Annotated in this window: 18 protein-coding genes and 1 tRNA gene; 4 read left to right on the top strand and 15 right to left on the bottom strand. The window is 56.3% G+C overall.

The window, feature by feature from the left end:
• Positions 1–35 precede the first annotated feature (35 nt).
• From HMPREF0573_RS04715 to HMPREF0573_RS04665, 11 genes are all read right to left on the bottom strand, one after another.
• A complete protein-coding gene (locus tag HMPREF0573_RS04715) occupies positions 36–1340 on the bottom strand; it encodes a citrate synthase (protein ID WP_004007484.1) in 1305 nt (434 codons plus the stop codon).
• Between the two features lie 228 nt (positions 1341–1568).
• The gene (gene fdxA / locus HMPREF0573_RS04710) at positions 1569–1892 is read right to left on the bottom strand and encodes a ferredoxin (RefSeq protein WP_004007485.1); all 324 of its coding nucleotides are present in this window, start codon (positions 1890–1892) and stop codon (positions 1569–1571) included.
• A 24-nt stretch (positions 1893–1916) separates the two neighbouring features.
• On the bottom strand, positions 1917–3821 hold the full coding sequence (locus tag HMPREF0573_RS04705) for a VanW family protein (RefSeq protein WP_236589700.1): 1905 nt from the start codon (positions 3819–3821) through the stop codon (positions 1917–1919).
• Between the two features lie 46 nt (positions 3822–3867).
• Positions 3868–5787, bottom strand: a complete 1920-nt coding sequence (gene typA, locus HMPREF0573_RS04700; protein WP_004007487.1) for a translational GTPase TypA — start codon at positions 5785–5787, stop codon at positions 3868–3870.
• A gap of 57 nt (positions 5788–5844) precedes the next feature.
• Complete coding sequence (locus tag HMPREF0573_RS04695) at positions 5845–7686, bottom strand: dipeptide ABC transporter ATP-binding protein (protein WP_013189046.1); 1842 nt, start codon at positions 7684–7686, stop codon at positions 5845–5847.
• A 2-nt stretch (positions 7687–7688) separates the two neighbouring features.
• The gene (locus tag HMPREF0573_RS04690; RefSeq protein WP_041797971.1) at positions 7689–8657 is read right to left on the bottom strand and encodes an ABC transporter permease; all 969 of its coding nucleotides are present in this window, start codon (positions 8655–8657) and stop codon (positions 7689–7691) included.
• Between the two features lie 10 nt (positions 8658–8667).
• A complete protein-coding gene (locus HMPREF0573_RS04685) occupies positions 8668–9594 on the bottom strand; it encodes an ABC transporter permease (RefSeq protein ID WP_004008896.1) in 927 nt (308 codons plus the stop codon).
• Between the two features lie 170 nt (positions 9595–9764).
• The gene (locus HMPREF0573_RS04680) at positions 9765–11480 is read right to left on the bottom strand and encodes a peptide ABC transporter substrate-binding protein (RefSeq protein WP_004008895.1); all 1716 of its coding nucleotides are present in this window, start codon (positions 11478–11480) and stop codon (positions 9765–9767) included.
• 350 nt (positions 11481–11830) lie between these two features.
• The gene (locus HMPREF0573_RS04675) at positions 11831–12124 is read right to left on the bottom strand and encodes a hypothetical protein (protein ID WP_004007492.1); all 294 of its coding nucleotides are present in this window, start codon (positions 12122–12124) and stop codon (positions 11831–11833) included.
• Positions 12117–12368, bottom strand: coding sequence for a toxin (locus HMPREF0573_RS04670; RefSeq protein ID WP_236585814.1), 252 nt, complete (start codon positions 12366–12368; stop codon positions 12117–12119). The genes HMPREF0573_RS04675 and HMPREF0573_RS04670 overlap by 8 nt, the downstream gene beginning before the upstream one ends.
• A 463-nt stretch (positions 12369–12831) precedes the next feature.
• Positions 12832–12916: transfer RNA gene (locus HMPREF0573_RS04665), tRNA-Ser, on the bottom strand.
• A 180-nt stretch (positions 12917–13096) separates the two neighbouring features.
• Here HMPREF0573_RS04665 and HMPREF0573_RS04660 point away from each other — a divergent pair.
• The 3 genes from HMPREF0573_RS04660 (at position 13097) to HMPREF0573_RS04650 (ending at position 16671) form a co-directional block, all read left to right on the top strand.
• Positions 13097–13717, top strand: a complete 621-nt coding sequence (locus HMPREF0573_RS04660) for a superoxide dismutase (protein ID WP_004007494.1) — start codon at positions 13097–13099, stop codon at positions 13715–13717.
• 304 nt (positions 13718–14021) lie between these two features.
• Positions 14022–15998: a cell wall-binding repeat-containing protein gene (locus tag HMPREF0573_RS04655; protein WP_041797970.1), complete on the top strand. Its 1977-nt coding sequence runs from the start codon at positions 14022–14024 to the stop codon at positions 15996–15998.
• 40 nt (positions 15999–16038) lie between these two features.
• Positions 16039–16671: a hypothetical protein gene (locus tag HMPREF0573_RS04650; RefSeq protein WP_236589702.1), complete on the top strand. Its 633-nt coding sequence runs from the start codon at positions 16039–16041 to the stop codon at positions 16669–16671.
• Between the two features lie 159 nt (positions 16672–16830).
• On the opposite strand, the gene HMPREF0573_RS04645 is transcribed toward HMPREF0573_RS04650, so the two are convergent.
• The 3 genes from HMPREF0573_RS04645 to HMPREF0573_RS04635 form a co-directional block, all read right to left on the bottom strand.
• Positions 16831–18360, bottom strand: coding sequence for an NAD(P)(+) transhydrogenase (Re/Si-specific) subunit beta (locus tag HMPREF0573_RS04645; RefSeq protein ID WP_013189042.1), 1530 nt, complete (start codon positions 18358–18360; stop codon positions 16831–16833).
• A gap of 3 nt (positions 18361–18363) precedes the next feature.
• Complete coding sequence (locus HMPREF0573_RS04640) at positions 18364–19896, bottom strand: Re/Si-specific NAD(P)(+) transhydrogenase subunit alpha (protein WP_013189041.1); 1533 nt, start codon at positions 19894–19896, stop codon at positions 18364–18366.
• Positions 19897–20015: 119 nt separating this feature from the next.
• Positions 20016–21119, bottom strand: a complete 1104-nt coding sequence (locus HMPREF0573_RS04635) for a hypothetical protein (protein WP_013189040.1) — start codon at positions 21117–21119, stop codon at positions 20016–20018.
• 279 nt (positions 21120–21398) lie between these two features.
• Here HMPREF0573_RS04635 and HMPREF0573_RS04630 point away from each other — a divergent pair, with 279 nt between their 5' ends.
• Positions 21399–22181 carry a DUF4234 domain-containing protein gene (locus HMPREF0573_RS04630; protein ID WP_041797967.1) on the top strand — a complete coding sequence of 261 codons (783 nt, stop codon included), beginning with the start codon at positions 21399–21401 and terminating at the stop codon, positions 22179–22181.
• A gap of 3 nt (positions 22182–22184) precedes the next feature.
• On the opposite strand, the gene HMPREF0573_RS04625 is transcribed toward HMPREF0573_RS04630, so the two are convergent.
• Positions 22185–25439 carry an MMPL family transporter gene (locus tag HMPREF0573_RS04625; protein ID WP_013189038.1) on the bottom strand — a complete coding sequence of 1085 codons (3255 nt, stop codon included), beginning with the start codon at positions 25437–25439 and terminating at the stop codon, positions 22185–22187.
• Positions 25440–25519 lie beyond the last annotated feature (80 nt).

The following is a 25519-nucleotide window of genomic DNA, read 5'->3' as shown; positions in this document are numbered from 1 at the left end:
GTCAACAGACCGCGGGCGGGAAGGCACAAAATCGCTTACCTGACGGAACGGGCACGCAGGTTCTGGTAGTGGCGTTCGGAGTGACCGATGTACACCTGACGCGGGCGAGCAATTTTCGTCGCCGGATCGGCAACCATCTCGCGGTACTGGGCAATCCAGCCGGGCAGACGACCCACCGCAAATAACGGGGTAAACATCTTCATCGGGAAGCCCATCGCGCGGTAAATCAAGCCCGTGTAAAAGTCTACGTTCGGATACAGGTTACGGGAAACAAAATAGTCATCACTCAGCGCGATGCCCTCCAGCTCCAACGCCAAATCCAGCAGTTTGTCGGATTTGCCCATCCGGCTCAAGACTTCGTGGGCGGATTCTTTCACCAGAGCGGCACGCGGGTCATAAGCCTTGTACACGCGGTGTCCAAAGCCCATCAGTTTGATGCCGTCTTGCTTGTTCTTCACCCTTTCGACGAAGTTCTTAATCGATATATCCGTGTCACGCAGCTGCATCAACATGCGCAGCACGGCTTCGTTAGCCCCGCCGTGCAGTGGACCAGCCAGCGCCCCCACCCCGGAAGCTACCGAAGTATAAAGGTTTGCGTGCGAGGAACCGACAAAACGCACGGTTGAAGTCGAGCAGTTCTGTTCATGGTCAGCATGCAGGATAAACAAACGATCCAAAGCGCGAACCATCGCCGGATCAATGTCAAAAGACTGATAGGGCAGCCCGAAACACATCCGGATAAAATCCTCGGTCAGTTCCCGAGAGGCGTCGGGATACAGTTGAGGCAGACCGGCGGCACGTTTCGCAATAGTCGCGACCATGACGGAGAGCTTGGCCAGCAGCTGAATCGTGGCTTCTTCAAGCTGTTCGGGATCGAGGGGGTTCAAAGTGTCCTCGTAGTAGGTCGCCAGACCGGCAACCCCCGCCTGGAGGATAGACATGGGGTGACCGTTCGAGGGGAAAGCTGTAAAGAATGCCTTGAAGTCTTCAGGCAACAGGCGGTTGCACTTGATTTTGTGGGTGAATGTTTCCAGGGACTTCGCGTCGGGCAGGTCTCCGTAAATCAAGAGATAGGCGACCTCTACGAAGCTGGATTCGCGAGCCAGTTCCTCAATCGGATAGCCCCGATAACGCAACACCCCGTTAGCGCCGTCAATGTAAGTTATCTTGGATTCACAGTTGGCAGTGTTGCCAAAGCCATAGTCCAGCGTCACGTTGCCGGTGGTGCTCAACAGTTTGTTAATTTCGATACCGTTGTTGCCCTGCGTGGCCTGGTGAAGGGGGGTATCCAACCGCGTCTGGTCTGATTGAATAAAGTATTCTCCGTTATTCTCACCCATGAGATTCCTCCTCAAAATTTTTTGATTTTCATATCTACGCTGGTCGGCAACATCGCCAGGCTAGGGCACTTTGGGACTTAAGTCCTTACAAATATAGTACTCCCGTCACCCGTGTTTCGTCCAATATTCCGGGCAACATTATATGAATTTCACAAGACCGATGCTGTCGGTACCGTACCGTTCTTCGAGGGGGACGTCAGCTTGGTAAAGCTGCGTTCATCGCACAGGTTATCCCTGGGGTGGCAGCGCGGCAATCATCGGGTCGTCCTTGTCGACCTTGCCCACTACCGAAGCCCCACCGGGGGTCGGGTTATCAAAATCAGCGAAAAAGTCCCGACCAGCCCGCAAGAAATCCGTCCACGGCTCGGGCAAATCATCCTCGTAATAAATCGCCTGCGGCGGACATACCGGCTCACAAGCCCCGCAATCCACGCACTCCAAGGGATTGATGTACAGGGTGCGTTCCCCCTCATAAATGCAGTCGACCGGGCACTCATCGACGCAAGCCTTATCTTTCACGTCCACGCAGGGTTGAGCAATTACGTAAGTCATACGTATATCCTACCCCGGTCCGGTCTATTGCCCCTCCGGGGAGTCCGCTCCTGCTGCCGCAGCTTGCTCCTCACGAGCCTTTTGGGCAGCCAGGTCCTTGGCACAAACCACTGCATTATCCGGCGCATAGGTGTGCGTGTAGGTCTTGGAATCGACCTTCTTGCCGTCCAGGTAGCGGGTGCGCGTGTTGCTGATAGTAAACCCGGGCTGACCCGCACCGGAAGGCACGCACTCGGACCAATTGTTGACCGTAGTCTTGGGCTGTACATAGTTAGTCCGGGGGCTTTGTGAAGATTCCACGGTGTAGTACTTGGTGCCCCAGATACGCATATGTAACTGACCTCCGCCAGTCCACCCCTGCAGCACCACGGGAGTCGGATTCGGGTTTTTCCATTTCAGATCCAAAGACCCGGTCCAGAGCGTACACTCGCGTCCGGCGGGATACCGGGTAAAGTACACCCCGTGCGGGTTGAACTCCACCAAGTCCATTCCCGCAAACCAAGCCGCGTTCAGAGTCGTGACACACATCTGAGACAACCCACCGCCGATAGCCTTGGTGTGTACGCCGTTTTGAAAGACCCCCGAAGCTCGCCAACCATTCTCGGGCGTCAACGGACCCAAGTCACGTTCCAGAGAGAAATCCTGTTTCGGCAGATAGACCTTGCCCGTCAAGATTTGCGCCGCCCTGGTCAGATTGCCAGTCCGCACGCTGTCTGACGTCAGCGGGGTGGCAAACTCACCAATGACTTCCTTAACCCCAGCTTTATTGGCGTCATCGGTGGTGAATTGGGGGGCAATCGGGGTCAAATCCACGCTCACCTCACGGTTTTCCTGCGAAATCGCGCCCATCGTCACCCGGTCGGACAGCTCTTTGGAATCAAGTTTGGCCCCATCCACAGATGCCACCACCTGCGGGGATCCCGAATCAAAGCTGAATCGGGCATTAACCGGTTCGGTTTCTAAACCTTTGGTGTTTGCCAACGTGTATTTCTTTAGTTTCTCGCCATCTAAACTGGCTTTTAGCTTTTCGCCCTGCAGGGACCACGTTGCGTCTTGGCACAGTTCCGCAGTGGGAATGTCCAGGCTTTGCCCGCCCACGTTGAGTTTCACCGGGGCACTCAGAAGGGTTTTTGCCTCGCCTTGGGCGGCAGTGTCCAGTTGCGCTTGGGTCGACTTTGGCGCACTAGACTTGCCGGGAAGGTTCAGGGGGTCGCCCGGTTTCCACCACTCCCGGTGCAACAGGGCGGTGGCAGCTTTCAGGTCCAGCTCGCGTCCCGGAGCGGGCTTAACCGGCTGGAGCTGGCTATCTTGGCAAATGAAATCTGCCTCTTGCGGAACGGATTTTAGATCCGCCGCGGCTGCCGACACCGCTTTGTCCAGGGCTTTTTCATCAATTTTCGATCTCAGATCCAGTGGACCAGTTCCCCCGAAATGAGCCAGAATTTTGACGGGGTTCAAGGAAAAATCGGCGACCTCATGCACGGAAGAAGTGAAATCGGGCTGCAATCCGGCTGCGGCTGGGTCAATGTTTGCGGTTTTGGCTCCCAGTTTCACCGGGAAGGGTTGTTTCAGCCGGGGACCCAATTGAGAATCAAGCTTTTTGATTGCGTCCGTAGGGGACATTCCCCCGACAGTGACTCCCGCAAAAGACGATCCTCGCGGCATACTGCCCGAGACGGCGACAGCCGTCCCAGCATAAGCCAGTGCCAAAATCCCAATGGCGGCACCGATAACCACTGGAACCTTGCCATTACGCTTCTTGTCCTGCGCGAAACCGGGAAACATTTCGGTGGCGTTGGCATCCCGCGCCCCGCCCGGCACTTTTCCAGCCGGTCTGACGGGTCGAGGACTGGGTCGGAGCTTGGGGGGGCGTGGCTCCGACGGGGAACCACCCGGTTTCGCCCCTTTATTCACGTCTTGACTACCCATCGAATCCCTCCGCGGTATCTGCCCTCCGTAAGAGTGCTCCGCCGAATCACTGTTCGCGACGGCGTCGCGCTGCATCTTTGTAGCGCGTTTCCGTACCTAAGATTACCTTACGAATCCGCACGGCTTCGGGTGTTACCTCGACGCATTCATCATTTCCAGCGAATTCCAGGCTTTCCTCTAAAGTGAAGTTAATCGGCGGGGTCAGACCTTCAAAAGCGTCCTGGGTCGAGGAACGCATGTTGGTCTGCTGCTTTTCCTTGGTGACGTTGACAATCATGTCTTCGCCGCGCGGGTTCTCTCCGACGACCTGACCCTCATATACCTGTGAGCCGGGCTGAATGATGAAGTTACCGCGCTCCTGCAGTTTAATCATGGCGTAGGGGCTAGCTTTCCCGGCGCGGTCGGCAACGAGTGAGCCAGTCGCGCGCCCTGCAATGTCGCCCTGCCACGGCGCCCACCCGGAACTGACCGAGGAGGCAATCCCGGTGCCGCGTGTCTCGGTCAAAAACCGTGTCCGGAAACCAATCAAGCCTCGGCTCGGAACTGTAAATTCCAGACGCACCCAGCCGGTTCCGTGGTTGGTCATCGTGTTCATCTGACCTTTACGCGCCGCCAGCAGCTGCGTCACGGTGCCCAAGTGTTCCTCCGGGACATCGACGGTCAGAGCTTCCATCGGTTCCATCACTTTGCCGTTTTCCGTTTTCGTAACGACCTGGGGTTTTCCGGCGGTCAGTTCGTAGCCTTCGCGACGCATCTGTTCCACCAAGATTGCCAAAGCCAGTTCGCCACGCCCCTGCACTTCCCAGGCGTCCGGGCGTCCAATATCCACGATCCGCAGGGACACGTTACCCACCAGTTCCCGCTCCAAACGGTCCTTGACCTGGCGGGCGGTGACTTTTGCGTCCTTTACCCGCCCGGCAAACGGCGAGGTGTTGATGCCAATCATCATCGAAATTGCCGGCTCGTCCACCCGAATCAAGGGCAGGGGACGCGGGTCGTCCACATCGACCAGAGACTCCCCGATGGTGATGTCTTCAATGCCTGCCACGGCGACAATATCGCCGTATTTAGCGGACTCGGCAGGAACCCGTTCCAAGCCGTGCGTGGCCAGCAGCTGGGTAATCTTGACCGTCTCGACCATGCCGTCCTGGCGCGCCCATCCCACCGTCTGACCTTGCCGGATGGTGCCATTGTGAATCCGCAGCAGCGCCAGGCGTCCCAGGAATTGCGACGCATCGAGATTGGTGACGTGCGCCTGCAGCGGAGCGTCCGGATCATAAGTAGGTCCCGGAATGTGCTGCAAAATAGCCTCAAACAGGCACTCCAGGTCGCCGTCGGGAACATTACCGTTGCCGGGGTTAGTCAGGGACGCCGCCCCGACCTTTGCCGAAGCGTAGATAATCGGCAGGTCCAGCAGCTGATCCAGGTCCAGGTCGTCTTCGCCAAGTTCCCCACTGGCTTCCAAGTCAGTGGCCAAGGTCAGCAGCAGGTCGGTAGCCTCGGAAACGACTTCATCAATACGCGCGTCGGGGCGGTCGACCTTATTAATGACCAAGACGACCGGCAAACGCGCCGCCAAGGCTTTACGCAACACGAAACGTGTCTGGGGCAGGGGACCTTCTGAGGCGTCCACCAGCAGCACCACCCCGTCCACCATCGACAGACCGCGTTCGACTTCCCCGCCGAAATCAGCGTGTCCAGGGGTATCAATCACGTTAATGGTGACACCCTGAGGACATCCGCTATCCACCGCAGCCGGACCGCAATACTTGACTGCGGTGTTTTTAGCCAGGATGGTGATGCCTTTTTCACGCTCCAAATCGCCCGAATCCATGACTCGTTCCGGACCGTCAGCCCGGAGCCCCTCGGCATGAGCTTGTTTCAACATGGCGTCGACCAGGGTGGTCTTCCCGTGGTCGACGTGCGCGACGATGGCGACATTTCGAATATCTTGACGCTGTGCCATAAACCCTTTTCTGATAGTTAACGGTTTTCCAAAAACAACGTCCTATTGTAACGCCGCTTAGTCGCCGTTGAACAACGGAATGCTGGCGCCGGGAATCGCGTCAATCAAGTCCCTGGTGTAATCCTGGGAGGGGTGATCAAAGATTTCGTCTGCCATGCCGGTTTCCATGACCCGACCCTGCTGCATCACCACCACGTCGTCAGCCATCTGACGCACCACTGCCAAGTCATGCGTGATGAACAGGTAGCTGATGTGTTCGCGGTGTTGAATCTCAGCTAAAAGCTGCAAAATCTGCTCCTGCACCAGCACATCCAGGGCGGAAACGGCCTCGTCCAAGACGATAATCTCAGGACGCAACGCCAAAGCTCGCGCGATAGCGACACGCTGGCGCTGCCCGCCAGAAAGCTCTCCAGGATAGCGACGCATCGCCGAACGCGGCAGGGCGACTGCATCCAGCAGCTGTGCCACGCGTTCTTCCCGAGCCTTCCGGTCACCCTTGCGATGCACCAACAGCGGTTCCTCAATACAGCGGTAGACGCTAAACATAGGATCGAGTGAGCCGTAAGGGTTTTGGAAGACGACCTGCATTTTCGCGCGCATATCGAACAGCTCGTGTTTGTTCAGGGTCGACAGGTCGGTACCTTCGTAATAGACCTTCCCTGAAGTGGGGTCGATGAGGTTCAAGATGATGTTTGCCACCGTGGATTTACCGGAGCCGGATTCGCCCACGAGTGCCAAAGTCGTACCTTTACGCAGTGCAAAGGACACATCATCCACTGCCTTGAGCTTTTTGGCAGCGCCTTTCGAGCCGCGTACCTCAAAAGTCTTGGTCAGGTTTTCGACGCGGATGATTTCGTCCTTGTATTCATCCAGGCTGGCTCCATGGGTCAGCAAATCTTCAGAAACCTCGCCACGGTCTTTCGCAGCTTGGATACGGTGTGAAGCCAGGGATGGCGCGGCGCTGACCAGGCGCTTCGTATAGGGATGTTGGGGCTGTTTCAAGATGTCCAGAGCCGGACCGGATTCCACCACGCGCCCACGGTGCATGACGACCAGGTGCGAAGCCCGTTCTGCTGCCAGACCCAAGTCGTGTGTGATGAACAGTACCGAGGTGCCGCGCTCGTGCGTCTGCTTCTGCAGGTGGTCGAGAATCCGCCGTTGCACCGTAACGTCCAGAGCGGAAGTCGGTTCGTCAGCGATCAGCAGCCGCGGGTCGGCAGCCAAACCAATGGCGATGAGGGCGCGTTGGCGCATCCCGCCGGAAAATTCGTGTGGATACTGTTTCGCGCGCCGTTTCGCGTCCGGCAGTCCCGCTTCTTCCAGCAGTTCCACCACTCGGTCATTCTCACGACCTTTGGCTTTGCCGTTAGCTCGCAGGGCTTCACGCACCTGGTAACCGATTTTCCACACCGGATTCAGGTTCGACATGGGATCTTGGGGCACCATGCCGACGTGCGAACCGCGCAATTCCACGTATTGGCGCCGACCCAAACTTGTGATGTCGTGTCCCTGGAACAGGATCTTGCCACCCACGACTTTGCCCGTACCGGGCAGCAACCCGATGATGGCAGAGGCAGCCGTGGACTTACCGGAACCGGACTCACCCACAATAGCGATGGTCTGACCGGGATAGACACAGAAGTTGGCTTTACGCACGGCGGAAACCATTCCCGTGGAAGATTTGAAAGCCACTTCCAAATCGATAACTTCCAGCAAGGGCATCGTCTCGCCGGATTTCGCAGCTGCATAGGAGGTCGAACCCAGGATTAGTTCGTCTTGGGTCGCTTCCATTTCGGCAGCGGTAGCCGGATTGTCAGCACCTTCCAGCTCTTGGTTTAATACCGGCATCCCCGAGGCTTCAGCAGCGGCCTCGCCGAGGTTCTTTGCAGTGTCACTCAACGTTACTTCCTCGCTTTCGGATCGAGGGCATCGCGGACCACGTCACCCATCATGATGAAGCTCAAAACGGTCAGAGCCAGCGCGCCAGCGGGATAGAACAGCACGGACGGATTCTGGCGCAATGCCGACTGGGCGCGAGAAATATCCCCACCCCAGCTGACCACGTCAGAAGGCAAGCCCACACCCAGGAAGGACAGCGTCGCTTCTGACACGATGAACGTCCCTAGGGCCACGGTGGCGTAAACAATCATGGGAGCAATCGCATTGGGCACGATGTGGCGCAAAATGATACGAATCTTGCTCTCGCCCAGGGCTTTGGCGGCATTGACGAATTCTTCGTTCTTGGTTTGCATCACTGCTCCGCGCGTAATACGCGCGATTTGCGGCCATCCAAACACCGCCAGCACCAAAACCACTGTAAAGATAGTGCGGTTTTCCCTGAACATCTGCATCACTACGATGGCTGCCAACAGGAACGGCACCGCAAAAACAATGTCCGTAATGCGGGAGAGGAACGAGTCTAGCCAGCCCCCAAAGAAGCCTGCCAGGGTTCCGAATGTGCCGCCAATCAGCACCACTACCACGGTGGTTAAGATTCCCACAATCACGGAGGCGTGCGCCCCATAGACTGTACGCGCCATGATGTCGCAACCCTGCCGGTCGAAGCCGAACGGGTGCCCCATACTAGGCTTGCCGTAAGAGTTCTTTAGCTCGCAAAACTTCGGGTCCACACTGGTAAACAGGCTGGGAAAAGCCGCCAGCATAATAGCGAACAAGATGATGGCAGCAGCCACCCAAAACAGGGGTCGTTTGCGCAGGTATTTCCAGGCTTCTCCCCACATGGAGGAAGGCGCGCGGTCATCGGCAACGGCGTCTACCGCCCCCAAACCCGTTTCGTCGGTTTCTGAAACGTAGTGGGACTGTCCGGGCAAATTTTTCGTTTCCACAGTGCTCTCGTTTTCGTTTGCCATTTCCCCCTCCTTACTCGTAGCGAATCCGCGGGTCCAGAAGGGCATACATCAGGTCTACTATCAGGTTCGCCAGGACGTAGACCATCACCAACACGGTGGTAAAAGATACGACAGTAGCAGGTTCGCCTTTGATAATGGCTTGGTAAATATTTCCGCCCACGCCGTTGATGGCAAAAATACCCTCGGTTACAATCGCGCCGCCCATTAACGCACCCAAGTCCGCACCGAGGAAGGTCGCGACGGGAATCAGCGAGTTACGCAGGATATGCACCCGGATGACTCGTCCGGGACGCAGACCCTTGGCATAAGCGGTACGCACGTAATCAGCCGACACAGTTTCGGAGACAGATTGGCGGGTCAGGCGCAGCACATAGGCAAAGGACACTGCCCCTAGCACGATGGCGGGCATCAGCAGCCTTTCGAAGGAAGTATCCCCGCCAACCGTAGTGGGCAACCATCTCAGCTTTACCCCTATCAAGAACTGCATCACGAAACCAATGACGAAAGTCGGCACGGCAATTACGAACAGCGAAACCACCAAAACCGTGGCGTCAAAGACGCCCCCGCGCTTCAGACCCGCAATCGTCCCAAACACAATCCCAAAGATGGCTTCAAACGCCAAAGCCATCAAAGCCAATTTAATGGTCACGGGGAAAGCCGAAGCCATCACCTCGGTAACTTCCCGCCCTGAGAACGTCAGTCCGAAGTCTAGGGTAAAGATGCCTTTCAGATAGAGCAGATATTGCACGATGAATGGCTGATCCAAGTGGTAACGCCGGCGCATGGCGGCGGCGGCAGCCTCGCTCAAACCACGATCACCGCCCAGGGCTTGAATCGGATCGCCTGGCATCAGGAACACCAGCGCGTAGATGAGCAACGTCGCACCCAACATCACTGGAATAATCTGCAGGAGCCTGCGGCCGAGATATCGTCCCACGGCGCCTCCTTGTCAAAATCGAAATAATGCAATGATTCTACCTCGATAAGGTAGTGAAAACGTAACTGCGGCCTGGGAGTGACATTTCCTACCCAGGCCGCAGTCGTTCATTTTTCAAGCTTTCCTGGCGGTCTTTCGACACGTCAAGTCAAGCCCAAATTATCGCCAAATTACTTGGTGATGTAGAAGTACAGCGGCTTGGAGTGCCAGTCGAACTGGACGCCCTGCACGCCTTCAGCCCAACCGCCGGTGACGTTGGAGTACCACAACGGAATCGCCGGCAGTTGCTTCATCAGGATTTCCTGAGCCTGATCGTAGATCTTGAAGGCTTCCTTCTGATCAGAGGTGTTCAGAGCCTGCGCGAGCAGTTTGTCGAATTCTGGGTTGGAGTACTCACCGTCGTTAGCGGAACCACCGGTGCGGTAAAGCGGACCGAGGAAGTTATAAGGCGAGGGGTAATCTGCCTGCCAACCGGTACGGAATGCCGTCTTAATGGTGTGCTTGGTGACTTCGTCACGAATGGACTTGAAGTCGGGGTAAGGAGCGCCCTTAGCCTCGATGCCCAGAGTGTTCTTAATGGAGTTGGCCGTCGCGTCAACCCATGCTTGGTGACCACCATCAGAGTTGTAAGCCAGCTCAAAGTCACCGGTCCACGGCTGAATCGCGTCAGCTTGCTTCCACAGTTCCTTCGCCTTCTTCGGGTTGAACTTCAGCACTTCGTTGCCCTTCACAGAAGGGTTGTGTCCGGGAATGACCGGGGCAATGAAGTCAACTGCCGGAGTCCGAGTGCCCTGGAAGATGGTCTTGCAAATCTCGTCACGGTCAATCGCCATCGAGATAGCCTGCATACGCAAAGCGCCAGCCTCACCCTGGAAACGGTCATCAGACTTCGGGAAAGTGAAAGACTGGAAGATGGCAGAAGGATCGTTCACCGAGCGGTCGCCCAGCTCATCCTGGTAGGTTCCAAATGCGGAGTCCGGAATCGCATCCAAGACATCCAGAGAACCAGACTGCAAGTCACTCATAGCCGCATCCTGGGTGGAGTAGAACTTGAAAGTCACCCCGCCGTTCTTCGGCTTGCGATCGCCCTTGTAATCCGGGTTCGGAATCAGTTCAATCTGTTCGTTATGCTTCCAGGAGTCCTTTTTCACCAGGTAGGGACCGTTGGTGATGGGGTTTTCGCCGTAAGCCTTCACCTTTTCCGGATCGCCGATACCAGCCTCCGGCATCGGGTAGAACGCCGAGTAGCCTAAACGCAGCGGGAAGTCAGATTCCGGCTGGTTCAAAGCCACGGTAAAGGTGGTGTCATCCACCACGTTCAGACCGGTCATATCCACAGTGCCGGTACCGTTCTTGGGGTCGGCTGCAGTGGCGTCTTCCGCGGCCTTCAAGGCTTCGTCGTAGCCCTGGATGGACTCAAAGAAGCTGGCGTTGAGCATGTTATGCTTCACTGCCTGGTTCCAGGCATCCACGAAAGACTTAGAAGTCACCGGAGTGCCATCCGAGAACTTGGTATCGCCCTTAATCTTAATAGTCCAGTTCTGGTTGTCGTCAGACTTGATAGATTCGGCAACTTCCATCTGGGGGTTGCCTTTGGCATCGTAGTATTCCAGACCGGAAAAGATGTGGTCCAGAATCAAACCGCCGCCGGTTTCATTAGTGTTAGCGGGAACCAGCGGGTTCTGGGGCTCGGAATCGTTACCGACAATTACCGCATTGGCATTTGTTTTGCCTTCAGCGCTTCCGCTGTCCGAGCCAGATCCGCAAGCAGTCATCGTCAATGCCAGAGCTGCCGCAGCAGCGATGGCAGTCAGTTGCTTCTTCACGAGGTTAGCCTCCAAAGATTTCCTCAGCTTGGCGCTGTCTATCAGCGCCGTCGCCGACATTTTCGGGTAATACCACTTTTGTGGCACTTGGCTAGTTTACATTCAAAACCTAAATTTAACTAAAAACATACCCATCATTTACCTTTTATCCGCATTTGTGGTGCCTTAAGTCCGCAATTGGTCAGCGTTTATCCGTGGCAGCATTGCGTTATTTTGGGTTTTCATGCGACTCAGCTGATTTTCGGGGGTGCACGTGGATTATAAGGTGGGATTTGGGCAGTAGCTGCCATTATTGGCAGCTACTGCCCAAATCCCCCTGTTTATTCACAACCGAGCAAATATCTTCCGGAATTTTCCGGAGTTTATACAGCGCCGGTTGGCTAGCGCAAGACCGCTGCCTGGAGGTGTCCCTAGACTTCTGCCAGTGCTTTATCCAGCAAATCGCGCACCGCAGCACTCTGGGTCAGGTGGTGCTCGTTCATATATTTACTAAGTTTTACGTCACGTTCCTGGTCGATGCGCACCCGCAGCACCTTGACGGCTGGGCTATCTCCCACACTTAGAGGGCGACCACGCATCCGCTTCTCACCCGCTTCAAGCTGCGCCATGCTGTAACCACGTTCAGCCTCAGCTACGTCTCGCACCAGCATTTCCGCTTCCTCCGGGGAAAGCTCGTCAAATTTCCTTACCTGTATGTCACTCATTTCGTCCTCCTTCCATCAGTTTTTGATACCTCTTACGCATGGGCATCGAATGAATCAAAGCTTCGCCGAAAAGCTCCGTCTCAGCAGTCACGACTTCCAAGGCTTGCCCACTGGAAGAAAAACCCAGGTATAACACTTTCCTCGGGTCTTCCCTCATCAGAAAACTTCGTAAAGAGTGCTGCACCACATAGAGTGAATCCTCCGGGTCAATCCCATGCTTAAGAGCCGATTCGAACACTTCCACACGATTATTGTGCCACATAAATGTAGTCACCGCCAGGAGGGTACCGCCGAGAATAGGTTTTCAGAATCTTTGTTGTCCATCTCCCATTCCAAACAAACTAAAAACCCGACAGAGTACGTGTCAAAAGCGAAAGGAAATACAGTCCGGAAGATGATTGATGGTGTTCTAATTGAAGTCACTGCCTAGATTGTGGTGGTGCCGTGTTTCCAGTAGGCGCGGTAGTTGCCGGATTTGAGTTTTTCGATGGTTCCGAAGCTTCTTTTACCCATTTCTGCTACCCCTTTTTCTGGTGTGGTGATTGTCTCTCGAAAATTCTCTTTTAGGTTTTTTGAGGGACGAGCGAGGGACTAGAAGACCATAATACGCCGAAAATAACCGAAAACAACCGGGAGTGGGGCGGGGGGTTAAACCCACTCATAGCAACGAAAAACCCCGGTATCTCAACGGAAACCGGGGCTAGTTGCGGAGGATGGGGGATTCGAACCCCCGAGGGCTTGCACCCAACACGCTTTCCAAGCGTGCGCCATAGGCCACTAGGCGAATCCTCCAGGTATTAAGTTAGGCTACGAAAAGCAGCGCCTACCATTGTACATATTTCCGCGCCGAGCGAGAAATTCAGCGACCGCGATTTTGCTATAGGCGATACTTCGCCAAAAGTTCGCCTGTGCTCCGATAGAATCGAGCCGTCGGGTCAACCCAGATCTGACGGTAACAGTTAGGAACAAAACATGGCGGTTTACACGCTCCCCGAACTCCCCTACGACTATGCTGCTCTGGAGCCGCATATCTCCGGCAAGATTATGCAGCTGCACCACGACAAGCACCACGCTAACTATGTAAACGGCGCGAACACGGCTTTGGAAAAACTCGAAGAAGCCCGCGCGACCGGCAACTTTGCCACGATTAACCAGCTAGAAAAGGATCTCGCCTTTAACCTGGGCGGTCACGCCAACCACTCTGCCTTTTGGAAGATGATGGGTCCCGCCAACGACACCCCGGATCGCCCCAGCGGTGAACTCGCTGCCGCGATTGATGAATACTTCGGCTCTTTTGAAGCCTTCCAAAAGCACTTCACCGCCGCCGCGACCGGGCTGCAAGGCTCGGGCTGGGCGGTGCTGGCTTGGGACAGTGTGGCAGGTCGCCCGGTCATCTTCCAACTGTTTGACCAGCAGTCGAACGTTCCGATTGCCCAGATTCCGCTGCTCATGCTGGATATGTGGGAACACGCTTTCTACTTGGATTACTTGAATGTCAAGGGTGACTATGTCAAGGCCTGGTGGAATGTGGTGAATTGGACGGAGGTCGAAAACCGTTTCCATGCCGCCTCTAAACATCACGGCGTGCTCTAAACCCAGAACAGCTATTTCGCACGGTGGCGGCGCTTCGCGTCGTCACCGTCGCGTTTTACCCCCGAAGCCCCACCTCCGGATTTCGGCTTGCCCGAACTCAGGATTCTCTGTCGGGCTTTGCCTGAGCTGCAGCTGAAAGCAAAACCTGAAACCACGCTGCCCCTGCCACCCCTGCCTGTCCATACTTCGGCACCTATTGTTCCCGTTTTCCCCGAAATTCCTAGGAATTTATCACCAATTTCAACTACAATTTGTGCTGCAACATTGCAGATTTTGTTTGGTTAGATGAGATAGGTGATGTATTTTGCCTCGCGTCACACACACGCCACGTGCGGTAATTAGCAGCTTCGCGGGCATCGCCGTCGCAGCCAGTTTGCTCGCTGCCACAGTACCAGCTCATGCCGACGAGGACCTGACCGACCCGCCCCAAACCGGAGCACCCGCAGCGGGAGAGTTTGCAAGCCCCGACCCGCAAGACCCCAGCGCCCACGCGTTACCGCGAAACACTCCCGGTAATGCGGGCGTACCCGGCTCAGATTCCCCGGTTCCGCCTGGTAGCCAGATTTCACCGGACAGCCCAGTTTCTGCCGGTGCCCCCAGTTTGGTTCCCACCCTCGCTGGGGCGACTCCCGCGGGACGCCCTGATTTGTCCCGAGTCGCGGGAGTCAGCAGGTTTGAGACTGCCGTCACCATCGCCCGCTATACCTTTATTACTCCCCCAAAGACTGTCTATCTGGCAGAAGGGTGGAAACTCGCCGACGCGATGGCGGCCGGTTCGCTGCGGGATGGGCCTGTCTTGCTAACCGCCAGCCACAACTTACACGCCGCCGTCAAAGCCTATCTGCAGGAAATCAAACCTGAGAAAGTTATCGCGCTGGGCGGCACCGGGTCGATTCCGGAAAAAGTCCTGGAGCAAGCCAAAGTGTCTGAGACGACCGAGCTGGAACGGATAGCGGGAGCGGACCGCTTTGAAACCGCTAACGAAATCGCCAAATACGCTTTCCCGGACGGCTCGAACATCGTTTATGTTACCGATGGCACGGGTTCACAAGGCGTCATTGGACCAGATGCCCTCACCGGCGCGTCCCTGCGTAACGGTCCGATTCTCTTCGGTTCGCGCCAAAACGGGCTCTCTGCGGACACCCTGGATGTTATTTCTCATCTGGGAGCCAAGGAAATCGTCCAACTCGGATCCAACCAGTTGGGGTCCTATAAACCCACCAGATACCTGGCAGGTCCGCATCGTTACGCAACCGCGGTGGAAGTTTCCAAACAGGTCATGAAAGACCATCCCGAGGTACACATTGCCTACCTGACCAATGGTTTGGTTTTAGCCGACAGCGTGGCTGCGGGAGGTCGTCTCGATGACGGCAGCGTTCTGTTGACCGAACCGGATTGGCTGCCTTATGCGGTGTGCGAGCATATCCGCACCAGCGGCATCAAGAAAGTCATCGCCCTGGGTGGTGACAGCACTGTCACCCCGGAGGTCCTCAACGCTGCAAATGAGTATGCACAAAACCCCGCTAAGCCTTGCTTGCAAACTCGACCGGTGGTGCGGGGATGGGTCGCTCCAGGCTACTATCTGCAAGCTGTGGACAAAATTACTCCCCCGCCGGGTACCGTGGTGCCCCAATCGGGGTGGAATGGAACCAAAGTGCGGGAAGTCCGCGCCCGTCTGGGGGTTGGGGTTCCGCTAAATGCCAGTATGACTTTTGATCGCGCGACCAGGAATGCAGTGGTGCGTTTCCAACGTCGCAGCGGGCTGCCCGCCTCGGGCGTAGTGGATTACGCCACTTGGGTCAGGCTGACCGGGCGCCCTTGGAATATGGATAATTTCCAGATGCAGCCTCCTCCGCTCAAAGCCAATCGGGAGCAGCGGATAGATGCCATGCTTTCCTTTGCTCGCGGTCAAATCGGCACTCCCTACACGTGGGGCGGTGCGGGTCCGACCGGCGATGGTTACGACTGTTCGGGACTGGCTCTGCAAGCTCTGTATGCAGCCGGCATCGACCCGCAGCCGATTAATGTCATTTCCCACGCGGCACCCACCTATCGCACTTCCAAGCAGCTTTATGCGCACCCCGGTCTGCAGAAGCTCCCGTTCGCCTACCGAATTCCTGGTGATCTGGTATTTTGGCAGGGACGCGGGGGCATCTATCACGTCGCGATATACGTGGGATCGAACCAAGTTATTGAGTCCAGCTACGGTTACACCAGGCAGCGCCCTCTGTATAAATGGGGCAATATCGCTCCTTACATCGTTCGCCCTCTGGCGACCTAGTCGGATGCCCCCCGGATAACCGTAAGCAAGGCAGGTCTCAGTGTCGTTTCGGATGAGCCGTACTCGCGTTTTCGTGATTCTGATTGCCGTCATCATGGCTGTGGTGCTGGCAGCAGCAGTGTGGTCGTGGCGGTCGTCGCGTCGCGCTGAGGATGACACCCCGAGTCCGGCGGGTCCGACCGTGAAATCTTCGGCAGGACCAAATGCCCAACTGCCCCCGGTGAAGGCTGGTTCGAAAGGGTGTGCTGCCATGGATACGGTCTTGAGCAACCTTCTGGAGCAGTCTCCGCAAGGCAAAACGTTTACGCAACGAGTAGCTCAGATTCAAGCCCAACAGACCAACCCGAACGCAGGAACGGTCAATGCGGCCCCCGAATGGGCACAGTTTTTGCAGATTCTGCCCAAGCACTATGCGGAATTTGCCGCTGCTGGTGGAACGGATCGCGACGCGCGAAAGGCGTTGGACAATTTGCACAAGATTGTGGAGATAGAGCCGCGGTTAATCTCCGGTGAGATTCCCGAGTACACAGATCCGGAGGCGGCGCAGCGTTTGCTGGACGAGGGCACTGCCCCGGCACAAAATCCAAAGTATGTAGAGAGCCGCACCCAGCTCGATAAAGCCCTGGATCAAGTGACCTGGTGCCTGCCGACCTGGCCGGTTATTTTCGGCTAGCACCCCTGCCTGCGCCGTCGTTGCCCGGTGCGATTTTGGTGGCAGTCACGAGTCGTGCGCACGAACGAATTGTTTTGCGGTCGGTTAACGTCGGGTTGTTTTTGGGGCTTAAACACGGTTTCCCCTGCCGAAAGGCAGGGGAAACCACTGGGCAAAGCCTCACAGATTCTTAATTATTTCCTCCACGGAGACCTTGGCATCGCCAAAGAGCATGTCCGAGTTCTCGTTAAAGAACAGCGGATTTTGCACCCCGGCATAGCCGGTCGCCATCGAACGCTTGAAGATAATCACGCGCCCCGCCTCCCAGACGTGGAGCACCGGCATCCCCGCAATCGGAGAGCCCGGCTCGTAGGCGTCAGGATTCACAGTGTCGTTTGCGCCGATGACCAGGACCACGTCAGTATCGGGGAAATCGTCGTTAATCTCATCCATCTCCAGCACGATGTCATAAGGCACTTTGGCCTCTGCCAACAGCACGTTCATATGACCGGGTAGACGCCCTGCCACCGGGTGAATCCCGAAACGAACCTCCACGCCCGCCTCGCGCAGTTTCTTGGTCAAGTCTGCGACCGCAAACTGCGCGCCCGCGGTAGCCATGCCGTAACCGGGAGTGATGATGACGGACTTGGCGCCCTTCAAAATCTCCGCGGCTTCGGGAGCTTTGATTTCGGTGTGTTCACCGTAATCCTTGGCTTCCTGCTTCGGGCCCGCGCCCTCGCCGAAACCACCGAGGATAACGGAGATAAACGAGCGACCCATGCCTTTACACATGATGTAGGACAGGAACGCACCGGAGGAGCCGACCAGGGCACCGACGATAATCAACAGCGGGTTGGACAGCATAAAGCCCGCCGCCGCGGCCGCCCAGCCGGAGTACGAGTTCAGCATGGACACGACCACCGGCATATCCCCACCGCCAATGGCTGCCACCAGGTGCAAGCCGAGCACCAGGGAAATCGCGGTCAGAACGCCCAGAGCAATCCACTGCTGCTGAACCAGAGCCGCATCGGCGCTTGCCGGGTCGGTTCGCTTGGCGACAATCATCCACACAATCATGGCGACAACTGCCAAAATCATCAGGATATTGAGGAAGTTACGCGCCGGCAGCATTAACGGCTTGCCTTTAATCTTTGCCGAGAGTTTCAGGTAGGCGATGATGGAACCGGTAAATGTCACCGCGCCGATAAAGATGCCAATCCCGACTTCGCCGAGGTGGAAACCCATGTCACGGACAGTTTCCGCGTTGTCGGTGCCCGAAAGCTCCATGAAGGTGTTAAACCCGACCAGCACCGCTGCCAGACCTACAAACGAGTGCAGCAAGGCGATGAGTTCGGGCATTCCCGTCATCTTAACGTTCTTGGCTTTCCACAAGCCGATAATCGCCCCCAGCAGCATACATCCTGCCAGGATAGCGGCCGTTTGACCGACGTGAGTCACGGCGTTTGCCGGCGGGGTGGCGGTCAGGGCGACAAAGATAATCGACACCAGCGCGATGCTCATGCCGGCGATACCGAACTTGTTGCCGCGCAGGGCGCTGGCCTGGTTAGACAGACCTGCCAGTGCCATGATGAACAGCAGGGCGGCGATGAGGTAGGCGAAGTATTCGACGTGTTCACTCCAGTAAGCGAGGGTGGTCATGTCGGCATGATCAGTTGCGTTAGCCGCAAAATTCACAAGTGTGGGCAACATGGCTTAGTCCTCCTTCTGGAACATCTTGAGCATTCGGTGGGTCACGAAGAAACCGCCGAAAATGTTGATGGATGCGATTAGGATTGCCAAACCAGCCAGACCGGTCACAATCCACGAGGTCGATTGTGCCAGCGACAGAATCGCACCGACCAGGATGATGCCCGAGATAGCGTTCGTTTCGCTCATCAGCGGGGTGTGTAGCGAGTGGGTCACGTTGGTAATGACATAGAACCCTGCCACAATCGCCAGCGCCAAAATAATGTAGTAGGGCAGCATTGAGAATGGTGTCACTGCGACCAGGGCTATGCCCAGCACGGCTGCCACAAAAATCCAGAAGTTCCGCATGGCGTGGGGCTTTGGCTTTTCCGGTTCCGGTGCCGCGGGCGTTGCCGCGCCGGGGGCGGGCTTGGCGGGGGCTGCCGATACTGAAATGGCTGGCGGGGGCCACAGCACGTCCTTTTCGCGGGCAATAGTGATGGACCGCACGACTTCATCGTCCAGGTTAAAGACGATGTTGCCGTCCTTTTCCGGGGTCATCAGCTTCATGAGATTCACAATGTTTTGCCCATAGAGCTGGGAGGCCTGACCGGGCAGACGGTTGGCAAGGTCGGTGAAGCCAATGATGGTTACGCCGTTATCGGTGACGACGACTTCCCCGGCCTTGGTCAGTTCACAGTTGCCGCCTGCCATGTCCACGATGACGGAACCGGGCTTCATGCCCGCCACCGCTTCTGCCGTGAGCAGCAGTGGCGCGGGACGACCCGGAATCTGGGCAGTGGTAATCACGATGTCGGATGCAGCTGCCTGTTCGGTATAGAGTTTCAGGGCTGCTTTGGCTTGATCCTCACTCATTTCCTTGGCGTAGCCGTCGGAGGATTCCTGAGCGGGGGCGGGAATCTCTACGAATTCGGCGCCCATGGATTCCACCTGTTCGGCAGCGGCGGCACGCACGTCGGTGGCTTGGACGATGGCACCCATCGAGTTCGCGGTGCCGATGGCTGCCAGCCCGGCGACACCCGCGCCGATAACGTAAACCTTGGCGGGGGGCATCTTGCCGGCAGCGGTGACCTGACCGGTGAACAAGCGCCCGAAGGCATTAGCGGCTTCGATAACTGCCCGGTAACCAGCGATATTTGCCATCGAGGACAGCACGTCCATCGCCTGAGCACGGGTAATACGCGGCACGGCATCCATTGAAATCGCGGTCACGTTTCGCTCGGCGAACACTTCGGCGATTTCGGGATGAATACGCACCCCGAGGCGTGAAATCAACACGGTGCCTTCGCGCAACTGATCGATTTTGTCTTGCGGCGGGGTGTCCAAAGTCGTGACAATGTCTGCCTGCCAAACTTCCTGTGGTCCCACCACTTCGGCACCGGCATCGCGATACAGCTGGTCCGGGTACGATGCGTCAACGCCAGCTCCGGCTTCGACGATGACCTCATAGCCCAACTTAATCAGTTTGCCAACGGTGTCAGGTGTGGCAGATACCAGTTTTTGCCCCTCAGCGGGCTCTCTCGGTATTCCTATGCGCACGTATAACTCCTGAAATACTTAACTTAGTTGACGACGTTTGAGCCGTCGCGCGGGGTTTTCCCGTGATACAACCAGCTTATCAGGAACCGTCAACGCTAAAAAGGTCGGCAGAGTGGCGTCTAGTAGGGCGTAACGTAATCAATCAGGGCCGCAATCGAAGGCACATAATTATTCACCAAGCTGTTTACGATGGAGATTGCCAGCAAGATGGCAGCCACGGACGCTATCTGAATGGATATGTTCCAGCGGGTTGAATCCGGGTTCAGCAGTTTCATCGCTATGGTGCAGTTAATTTCGAGCATCAAGAACGCTGCCGGTATCACTATGTACCACATCAAATTAAACAGCGTGAAAAATGGCGAAGTGAGAAAACCGTTCATAAATGCGGTGATGATAATGGTCGGAATCATTATCACCGTCGGCAGCACCAAACCTGTACCCACAATGTTTGCTGCTTGCGTGAACGTGATGGGGGTCTTGTGGAATTTGGATTCTGCCATGAGCAATACTGACCGCAGCGAGATCAATCCGAACGTGACTCCTCCACCCAATACCAGATTGAGCAAAACATTAATTAAGGCAATGAGCAGAGCCGAAAAGGTGCCGTTTATAGCTGCAGCTCCGGCAAAAAACGCCCCGTAAATCCCATAGACAATGCTGAATGCCCCTGCCGAGACAAACCACCATTCTTTGATGTGGCTATTGTCGAGAATGGTTTTGACGGTTTCCCCTTTGAAGGGGTTGACTAAAGAATCAACGAAAGCCTGCGGCACCTGACTGGGAGTTTTAGGGGTCACTGGTGGCGCTGCCGGATAACCGGGTGTCGTCCCATAGACATTAGCGCCGGGCTGTGGAACGTATCCTGGCACGGGCTGACCAGAGGGCACCTGTCCGGGAGTCGCATAAGTGGGGGTGGGCGAGACGGGTGGAACGGGCTGAGTCGGTTGCGGCGCCTGCGGGGTCTGCGGCGTGGTCGGAGCCGAAGGGGAGTTCATCGGGGGTTGCGGATAGCCCGGCATTGGTTGGGGAGCTGCGCCGGGTGCCGGCGCGGAAGGTGGCGAAAATACCGCATCGGATGCTAGCGGGGGCGGTGGCAAATCTGGATCAAGCTGAGGCGGATTCGGTGTCTGCTGCTGAACCGGCTGCGTCTGACTGGAGTGAGCCGCAGCGTGGCTGGATGGACCATTGGCTTGAAAACCTGCGGGGCTGGAAGGAGTAGACACTTAGGTTTCCTTTCAATCGACTTTGCGTTAAACGTCACCTTACCACCGACCTAAAGGTTGCCGAACGGCTATAAGACTTCGTTATTGTCATAGTGCGGTCCGCGCCGTAGCTAGGCGCCTGTCGTTGACCAAGTTCGTCGACAGGAGCTTCCCTAACGCTTCTGACCAAAGGGGCGGGATGGTTGCGGAAAATACAGTCCCCAACTTCGTATTATTTCCGCCTCAGAACGTTACACTGACCGTAGCAATTTGAGTATCCGCTAGTGGAAGGAATCTCAAGTGACCAGCCCATTCCTGCCCAACACCGATGGTAGTATCGCTAAGCCAGACTATACCCCTCACGTTTCCGTTTCTACCCCAGGACTTTCACCTTTCGGACAGACTTTCCCCGGAGCATCAGAGCCCTCGGCATCGTCAGAAGCGAAGGTTGCTGCCCCGACCCCAGGCACAGACGCTCTGGGACAGGACGCAACGCAGACCCCGGCAGCTAATGCGACTGCTCCCGCAACTGTAACCGTCACCAATCAACCTGCCAGCGTCACACCGCCAAATGCGCCGCAAAACTTTTCCCCTAGCCCGCTCAAAGACCCCACGGCGTTATTACAGCAAGGACGGATGGGCAGGTTTAAAACCAATCGCAGCTTCTGGGCATATTTTTTCCTTTCTCCGCTCACCTTCGGTATTTACGGTCTGATTTTTATGTACGCCATGACCGAAGACCTCAACACTGTGGCTTGGAGAGACGGCAAGAAAACAATGAACTACCTCTTGCTGATTTTTATCGTCGGACCGCTGACCCTCGGCATTGGGTCAATTGTCTGGATAATTAAAGTATTTCTACGTATCGAGAACCAAATAAAGGTTCGCCAGATTAATTACAACTTCAGCCTGCTCAATGAACTTTTGTGGATGATTCCCGGTACGCTAATTTTGATTGGACCGTTCGTTGGCGCGATTAAGTGGGTTAAGGCCATGAACTTGCTGAATGCTGATGCCAACTTGGAAATGCAACAAATGCAGGTCACCCAGCCGGTTCAGACCGTAGTCAACGTTTACCGGTAATCCCTATTCCCAGTGACCGATTCGTTCTGAGAACCGGTTATGCAACCGACGGAGGGGTCGTGGCGCCCACCAGTTCACCCGTCCAAACAGAGCCATCACGGAAGGCACCAGTACCATCCGGACGATAGTGGCGTCAAAGGCGACCGCCAACGCCAAAATAAATCCAACCTGCTTCAACACAATCATGTGTCCAGTCACGAACGCGAGGAACACAAAGACCAAAATGGTCGCTGCGGAAGTAACAATCCGCGCTGATCTGGACAAACCTTGAATCACGGACAGACGTGCCGACCCGGTCTCGTCCCACACCTCTTTCATCCGAGACAATAGGAACAGCTCATAGTCCATCGACAGCCCGAAGCCGAAACACATCAGCATCACGACCACGTAAGACTCCAGCCCCGGCAGCTTCTGCGCCCCCAGTAGCTCCACCCCGAAACCATCCACAAAGACCAAGGTGGAGATTCCCAGGGTTGCCATCAGTGACAACGTGTTTATTACCAGGGCTTGCAGCGGTATCACTATCGAGCCAGTCATCAGGAACAACAGGATGATAGTGATTATCACCAGCACGCTAAGCACCCAGGGCAAGCCTTGCGCCAGCGAAGAGATGAAATCGATTTGGTTCGCCGCCTGACCGATGACATAGCGTTGGAAATCGTGGGGTTTATCCCGAATTTCCTGCACGACCCGCTCCGCTTCCGGGGAACCAGCATCCGTGGTTTCCAAATCCACAATCGCCACGGAGTCTTTGGTATCGCTCAGTTGTGCAGCAGCGAAAACTTGGGCGATACCTTTGATGTCGTGAAGGTTTGCCGCGGTCCACGCATCGAGTTCTTCGGGCGTGGTGTCCTCCGCCACGATACGCACCGGGGGCAGTCCCGTGCGCGGCACTTGCGCTGCCAAATCTTCGTACAAAAGCCTCTGTTCGTTCTGGACTGGCAGCATGTCCAGCAGCGAGTTGCGCAGGTTCAGGGTCGCCAGCGGCAGGCACGCTGCCACCAAAACGACCGCCGAGACAATGAATGACAGCCAGGGACGGCGGGTTACCCCGACTGAGATGCGGTAAAAGAACGTGTTTTCTGTCTCCGGGTCAACTTCCGGCGCACCCTGCGGATCTAGGCTCTGTTTCACCCGGTGCTTCACATGTGCCGGCTCGACGTTGCCCATGAAACGGCTCAAGAACGGAATCCGGGACAGAAGCGAAGGCTTTTCCAGGTGGGCAGACGCCATGAACATGAGGGCGGACACTAAAGTCAGCGCGGCAATCATCGCCAGCAGCACGGTAGAAAACCCTGCGATTCCCAGTGACTTCAACAGTTCCGGGCGGAAGAAAATCATTCCGGAGGCGGCAATCGCTACGGTCAGGGCACTAAAGAACGTGGTTCGCCCCGCGGTTGCCAGGGTGATTTCCAAAGCCCGCAGATAGCGCGGGTTCAAAGCCTCCAACCGCTCACGAGTCTTGGGTTTTTTCACCCCGGAAAAGTCCGGTTCCCACTCGTCTGGAGGAAGCTCTCGTAACCGCACAAGTTCCTCGTGGTAGCGCGACACGATTAGCAAGCCATAGTCGATGGATAGACCCAATCCCAGCACTGAGATTACGTTGACCGCAAAAGACTGCTGTGCAAACAGGTAGGTCATCCCCAACATAATCGCCAAGGCGGTAGAGATCGCCACCAAAGCCCCGGACAGTGGCAGCAAAGCCGCCAAAAATCCTCCAAACACCACCGCCATAATTAAGAAAGACAGCGGGATACCAATTGATTCAGAACGCACCAAGTCTCGCTTTAGGGTCTGGATTCCCGCATCGTTTACCAAGTCTGAGTCCGTGATTCGCACCTGGAAATCCGATTGCACGGCGTCTTTGGGCAGCGCCGATTTCAGCGTGACCTCCAGCTTTTCAAAAGCCTTCTCCACGTTCCTAACGTCCGGCTCGAACTGTTCCGGCGGATCCTCTTGGGCTTTCCCATTCACCCGCAAATCCATAGTCGCTACGATGACGAACCCCTGACCGTCTTTTGCCACCAGTTCCCGCGCTTGGGAATCGAGCATGGCATTGTATGCCACGAATGGATAAGACACCTTGTCTACGTGAGGCATCTCTTTAAGGGTCTTTTCAAACTTTTTCAGCTCGGTGTGCAGGGCTTTCGAAACGGGCCAGTCGGGTTCGGACAGCGCTTTGGCTTTATCACCCAGCGCTTTCGCACCGTCACCGATGGCTTGCGCGCGGTCTGCCAGGTCTTGGGCAATGTCCCCCTTATCTTTTGCCTGATTGCCCAGTTCCCGCGCCCGGTTGCCTTTCGCTTTGGCTTGATTGCCGAGCCGGCGGGCTTGCGCGGCGAGACTTTGCGCTTGGTTTCCGCTGGCAAGCGCCCGTTGTCCAGCTGCCTGCGCTTGGGCACCGATTTCTTGGGCACTAGCGGCCTGGGTTTGGGCTTCGGTGCCGGCAGCTTGGGCTTGGGCACCAAGACGTTGGGCAGCAGCGCCCTGTTCTTGGGCTTCGGCACCTGCCTGCTGTGCCGCGGCACCAAGCTGTTCCGCTTGCGCTTTTGCTGCCCCAGCACCCGCCATATCGCCACTGGTGGCGAGCTGTTGTGCTTTTGCTCCGGCAGCCTCGGCTTGCGCCTTCAAATCTTGCGCTTTCGCTCCCGCCGCCTGCGCTTTTGCTCCGGCAGCCTCGGCTTGCGCCTTCAAATCTTGCGCTTTCGCTCCCGCCGCCTGTGCTTTTGCTCCGGCAGTCTCGGCTTGCGCCTGCAACTCTCGCGCTTGTGCTCCCGCCGCCTGCGCTTCATTCCCCAGGGATTTAGCTTGGTTGCCCAAGCTGGTGGCACGGTTGCCCAGCTCGGTCGCTTTCGCCCCGAGAGCGCGCGCCTGTTCCCCCAGCGCCTGAGCCGGGTCCCCCGCCGCTTTCGCTTCATTGCCGAGTTTCTTGGCTTCGTCTCCCTGATTCTCAGCTTTAGACTTTAACTCATCCAGCTGACTCGCCAGCTTCGGAGCCTGCTCCCGCTCTGCCCGTAAATCGACTCCGGAAACGTAAGCCATCACAGAATATGCCGCGGTATGGTGACTCTCGACCAAGACTTGCCCCGAATAAGATTCCGATGGGGTCGCCTGCGGAACGTCAGAAATGAGCCGATTCCACAGGGGATTTCCGAAGCCAGTCATCGCACTCAGTGAGGTGGCAATGACCACCAAAATCCAAAATGCCAGCACTTTCCTCGGCCTGAGGGCCAAGAAACGCGCCAGCTTGACATACATACTTCTAATGTAGTCATCCGGCGAGAAAGTCGCACCCGAATTGGAACTCCGTTTTTATCCGCACGCAAAACTGCGAGGGT

Origin of the sequence: Mobiluncus curtisii ATCC 43063, from assembly GCF_000196535.1 — a bacterium.
In the GTDB taxonomy this organism is placed as follows: domain Bacteria; phylum Actinomycetota; class Actinomycetes; order Actinomycetales; family Actinomycetaceae; genus Mobiluncus; species Mobiluncus curtisii.
Note: the sequence above shows the minus strand (reverse complement) of the source record. Positions and strands in the feature narration are given on the sequence as shown.

Bases quoted from the DNA above. Each gene is read 5' to 3' on its own strand.
- HMPREF0573_RS04715 (WP_004007484.1), bottom strand. From the start codon at position 1,340: ATGGGTGAGAATAACGGAGAATACTTTATTCAATCAGACCAGACGCGG.
- fdxA (WP_004007485.1), bottom strand. From the start codon at position 1,892: ATGACTTACGTAATTGCTCAACCCTGCGTGGACGTGAAAGATAAGGCT.
- HMPREF0573_RS04705 (WP_236589700.1), bottom strand. From the start codon at position 3,821: ATGGGTAGTCAAGACGTGAATAAAGGGGCGAAACCGGGTGGTTCCCCG.
- typA (WP_004007487.1), bottom strand. From the start codon at position 5,787: ATGGCACAGCGTCAAGATATTCGAAATGTCGCCATCGTCGCGCACGTC.
- HMPREF0573_RS04690 (WP_041797971.1), bottom strand. From the start codon at position 8,657: ATGGCAAACGAAAACGAGAGCACTGTGGAAACGAAAAATTTGCCCGGA.
- HMPREF0573_RS04680 (WP_004008895.1), bottom strand. From the start codon at position 11,480: ATGTCGGCGACGGCGCTGATAGACAGCGCCAAGCTGAGGAAATCTTTG.
- HMPREF0573_RS04675 (WP_004007492.1), bottom strand. From the start codon at position 12,124: ATGAGTGACATACAGGTAAGGAAATTTGACGAGCTTTCCCCGGAGGAA.
- HMPREF0573_RS04660 (WP_004007494.1), top strand. From the start codon at position 13,097: ATGGCGGTTTACACGCTCCCCGAACTCCCCTACGACTATGCTGCTCTG.
- HMPREF0573_RS04645 (WP_013189042.1), bottom strand. From the start codon at position 18,360: ATGTTGCCCACACTTGTGAATTTTGCGGCTAACGCAACTGATCATGCC.
- HMPREF0573_RS04625 (WP_013189038.1), bottom strand. From the start codon at position 25,439: ATGTATGTCAAGCTGGCGCGTTTCTTGGCCCTCAGGCCGAGGAAAGTG.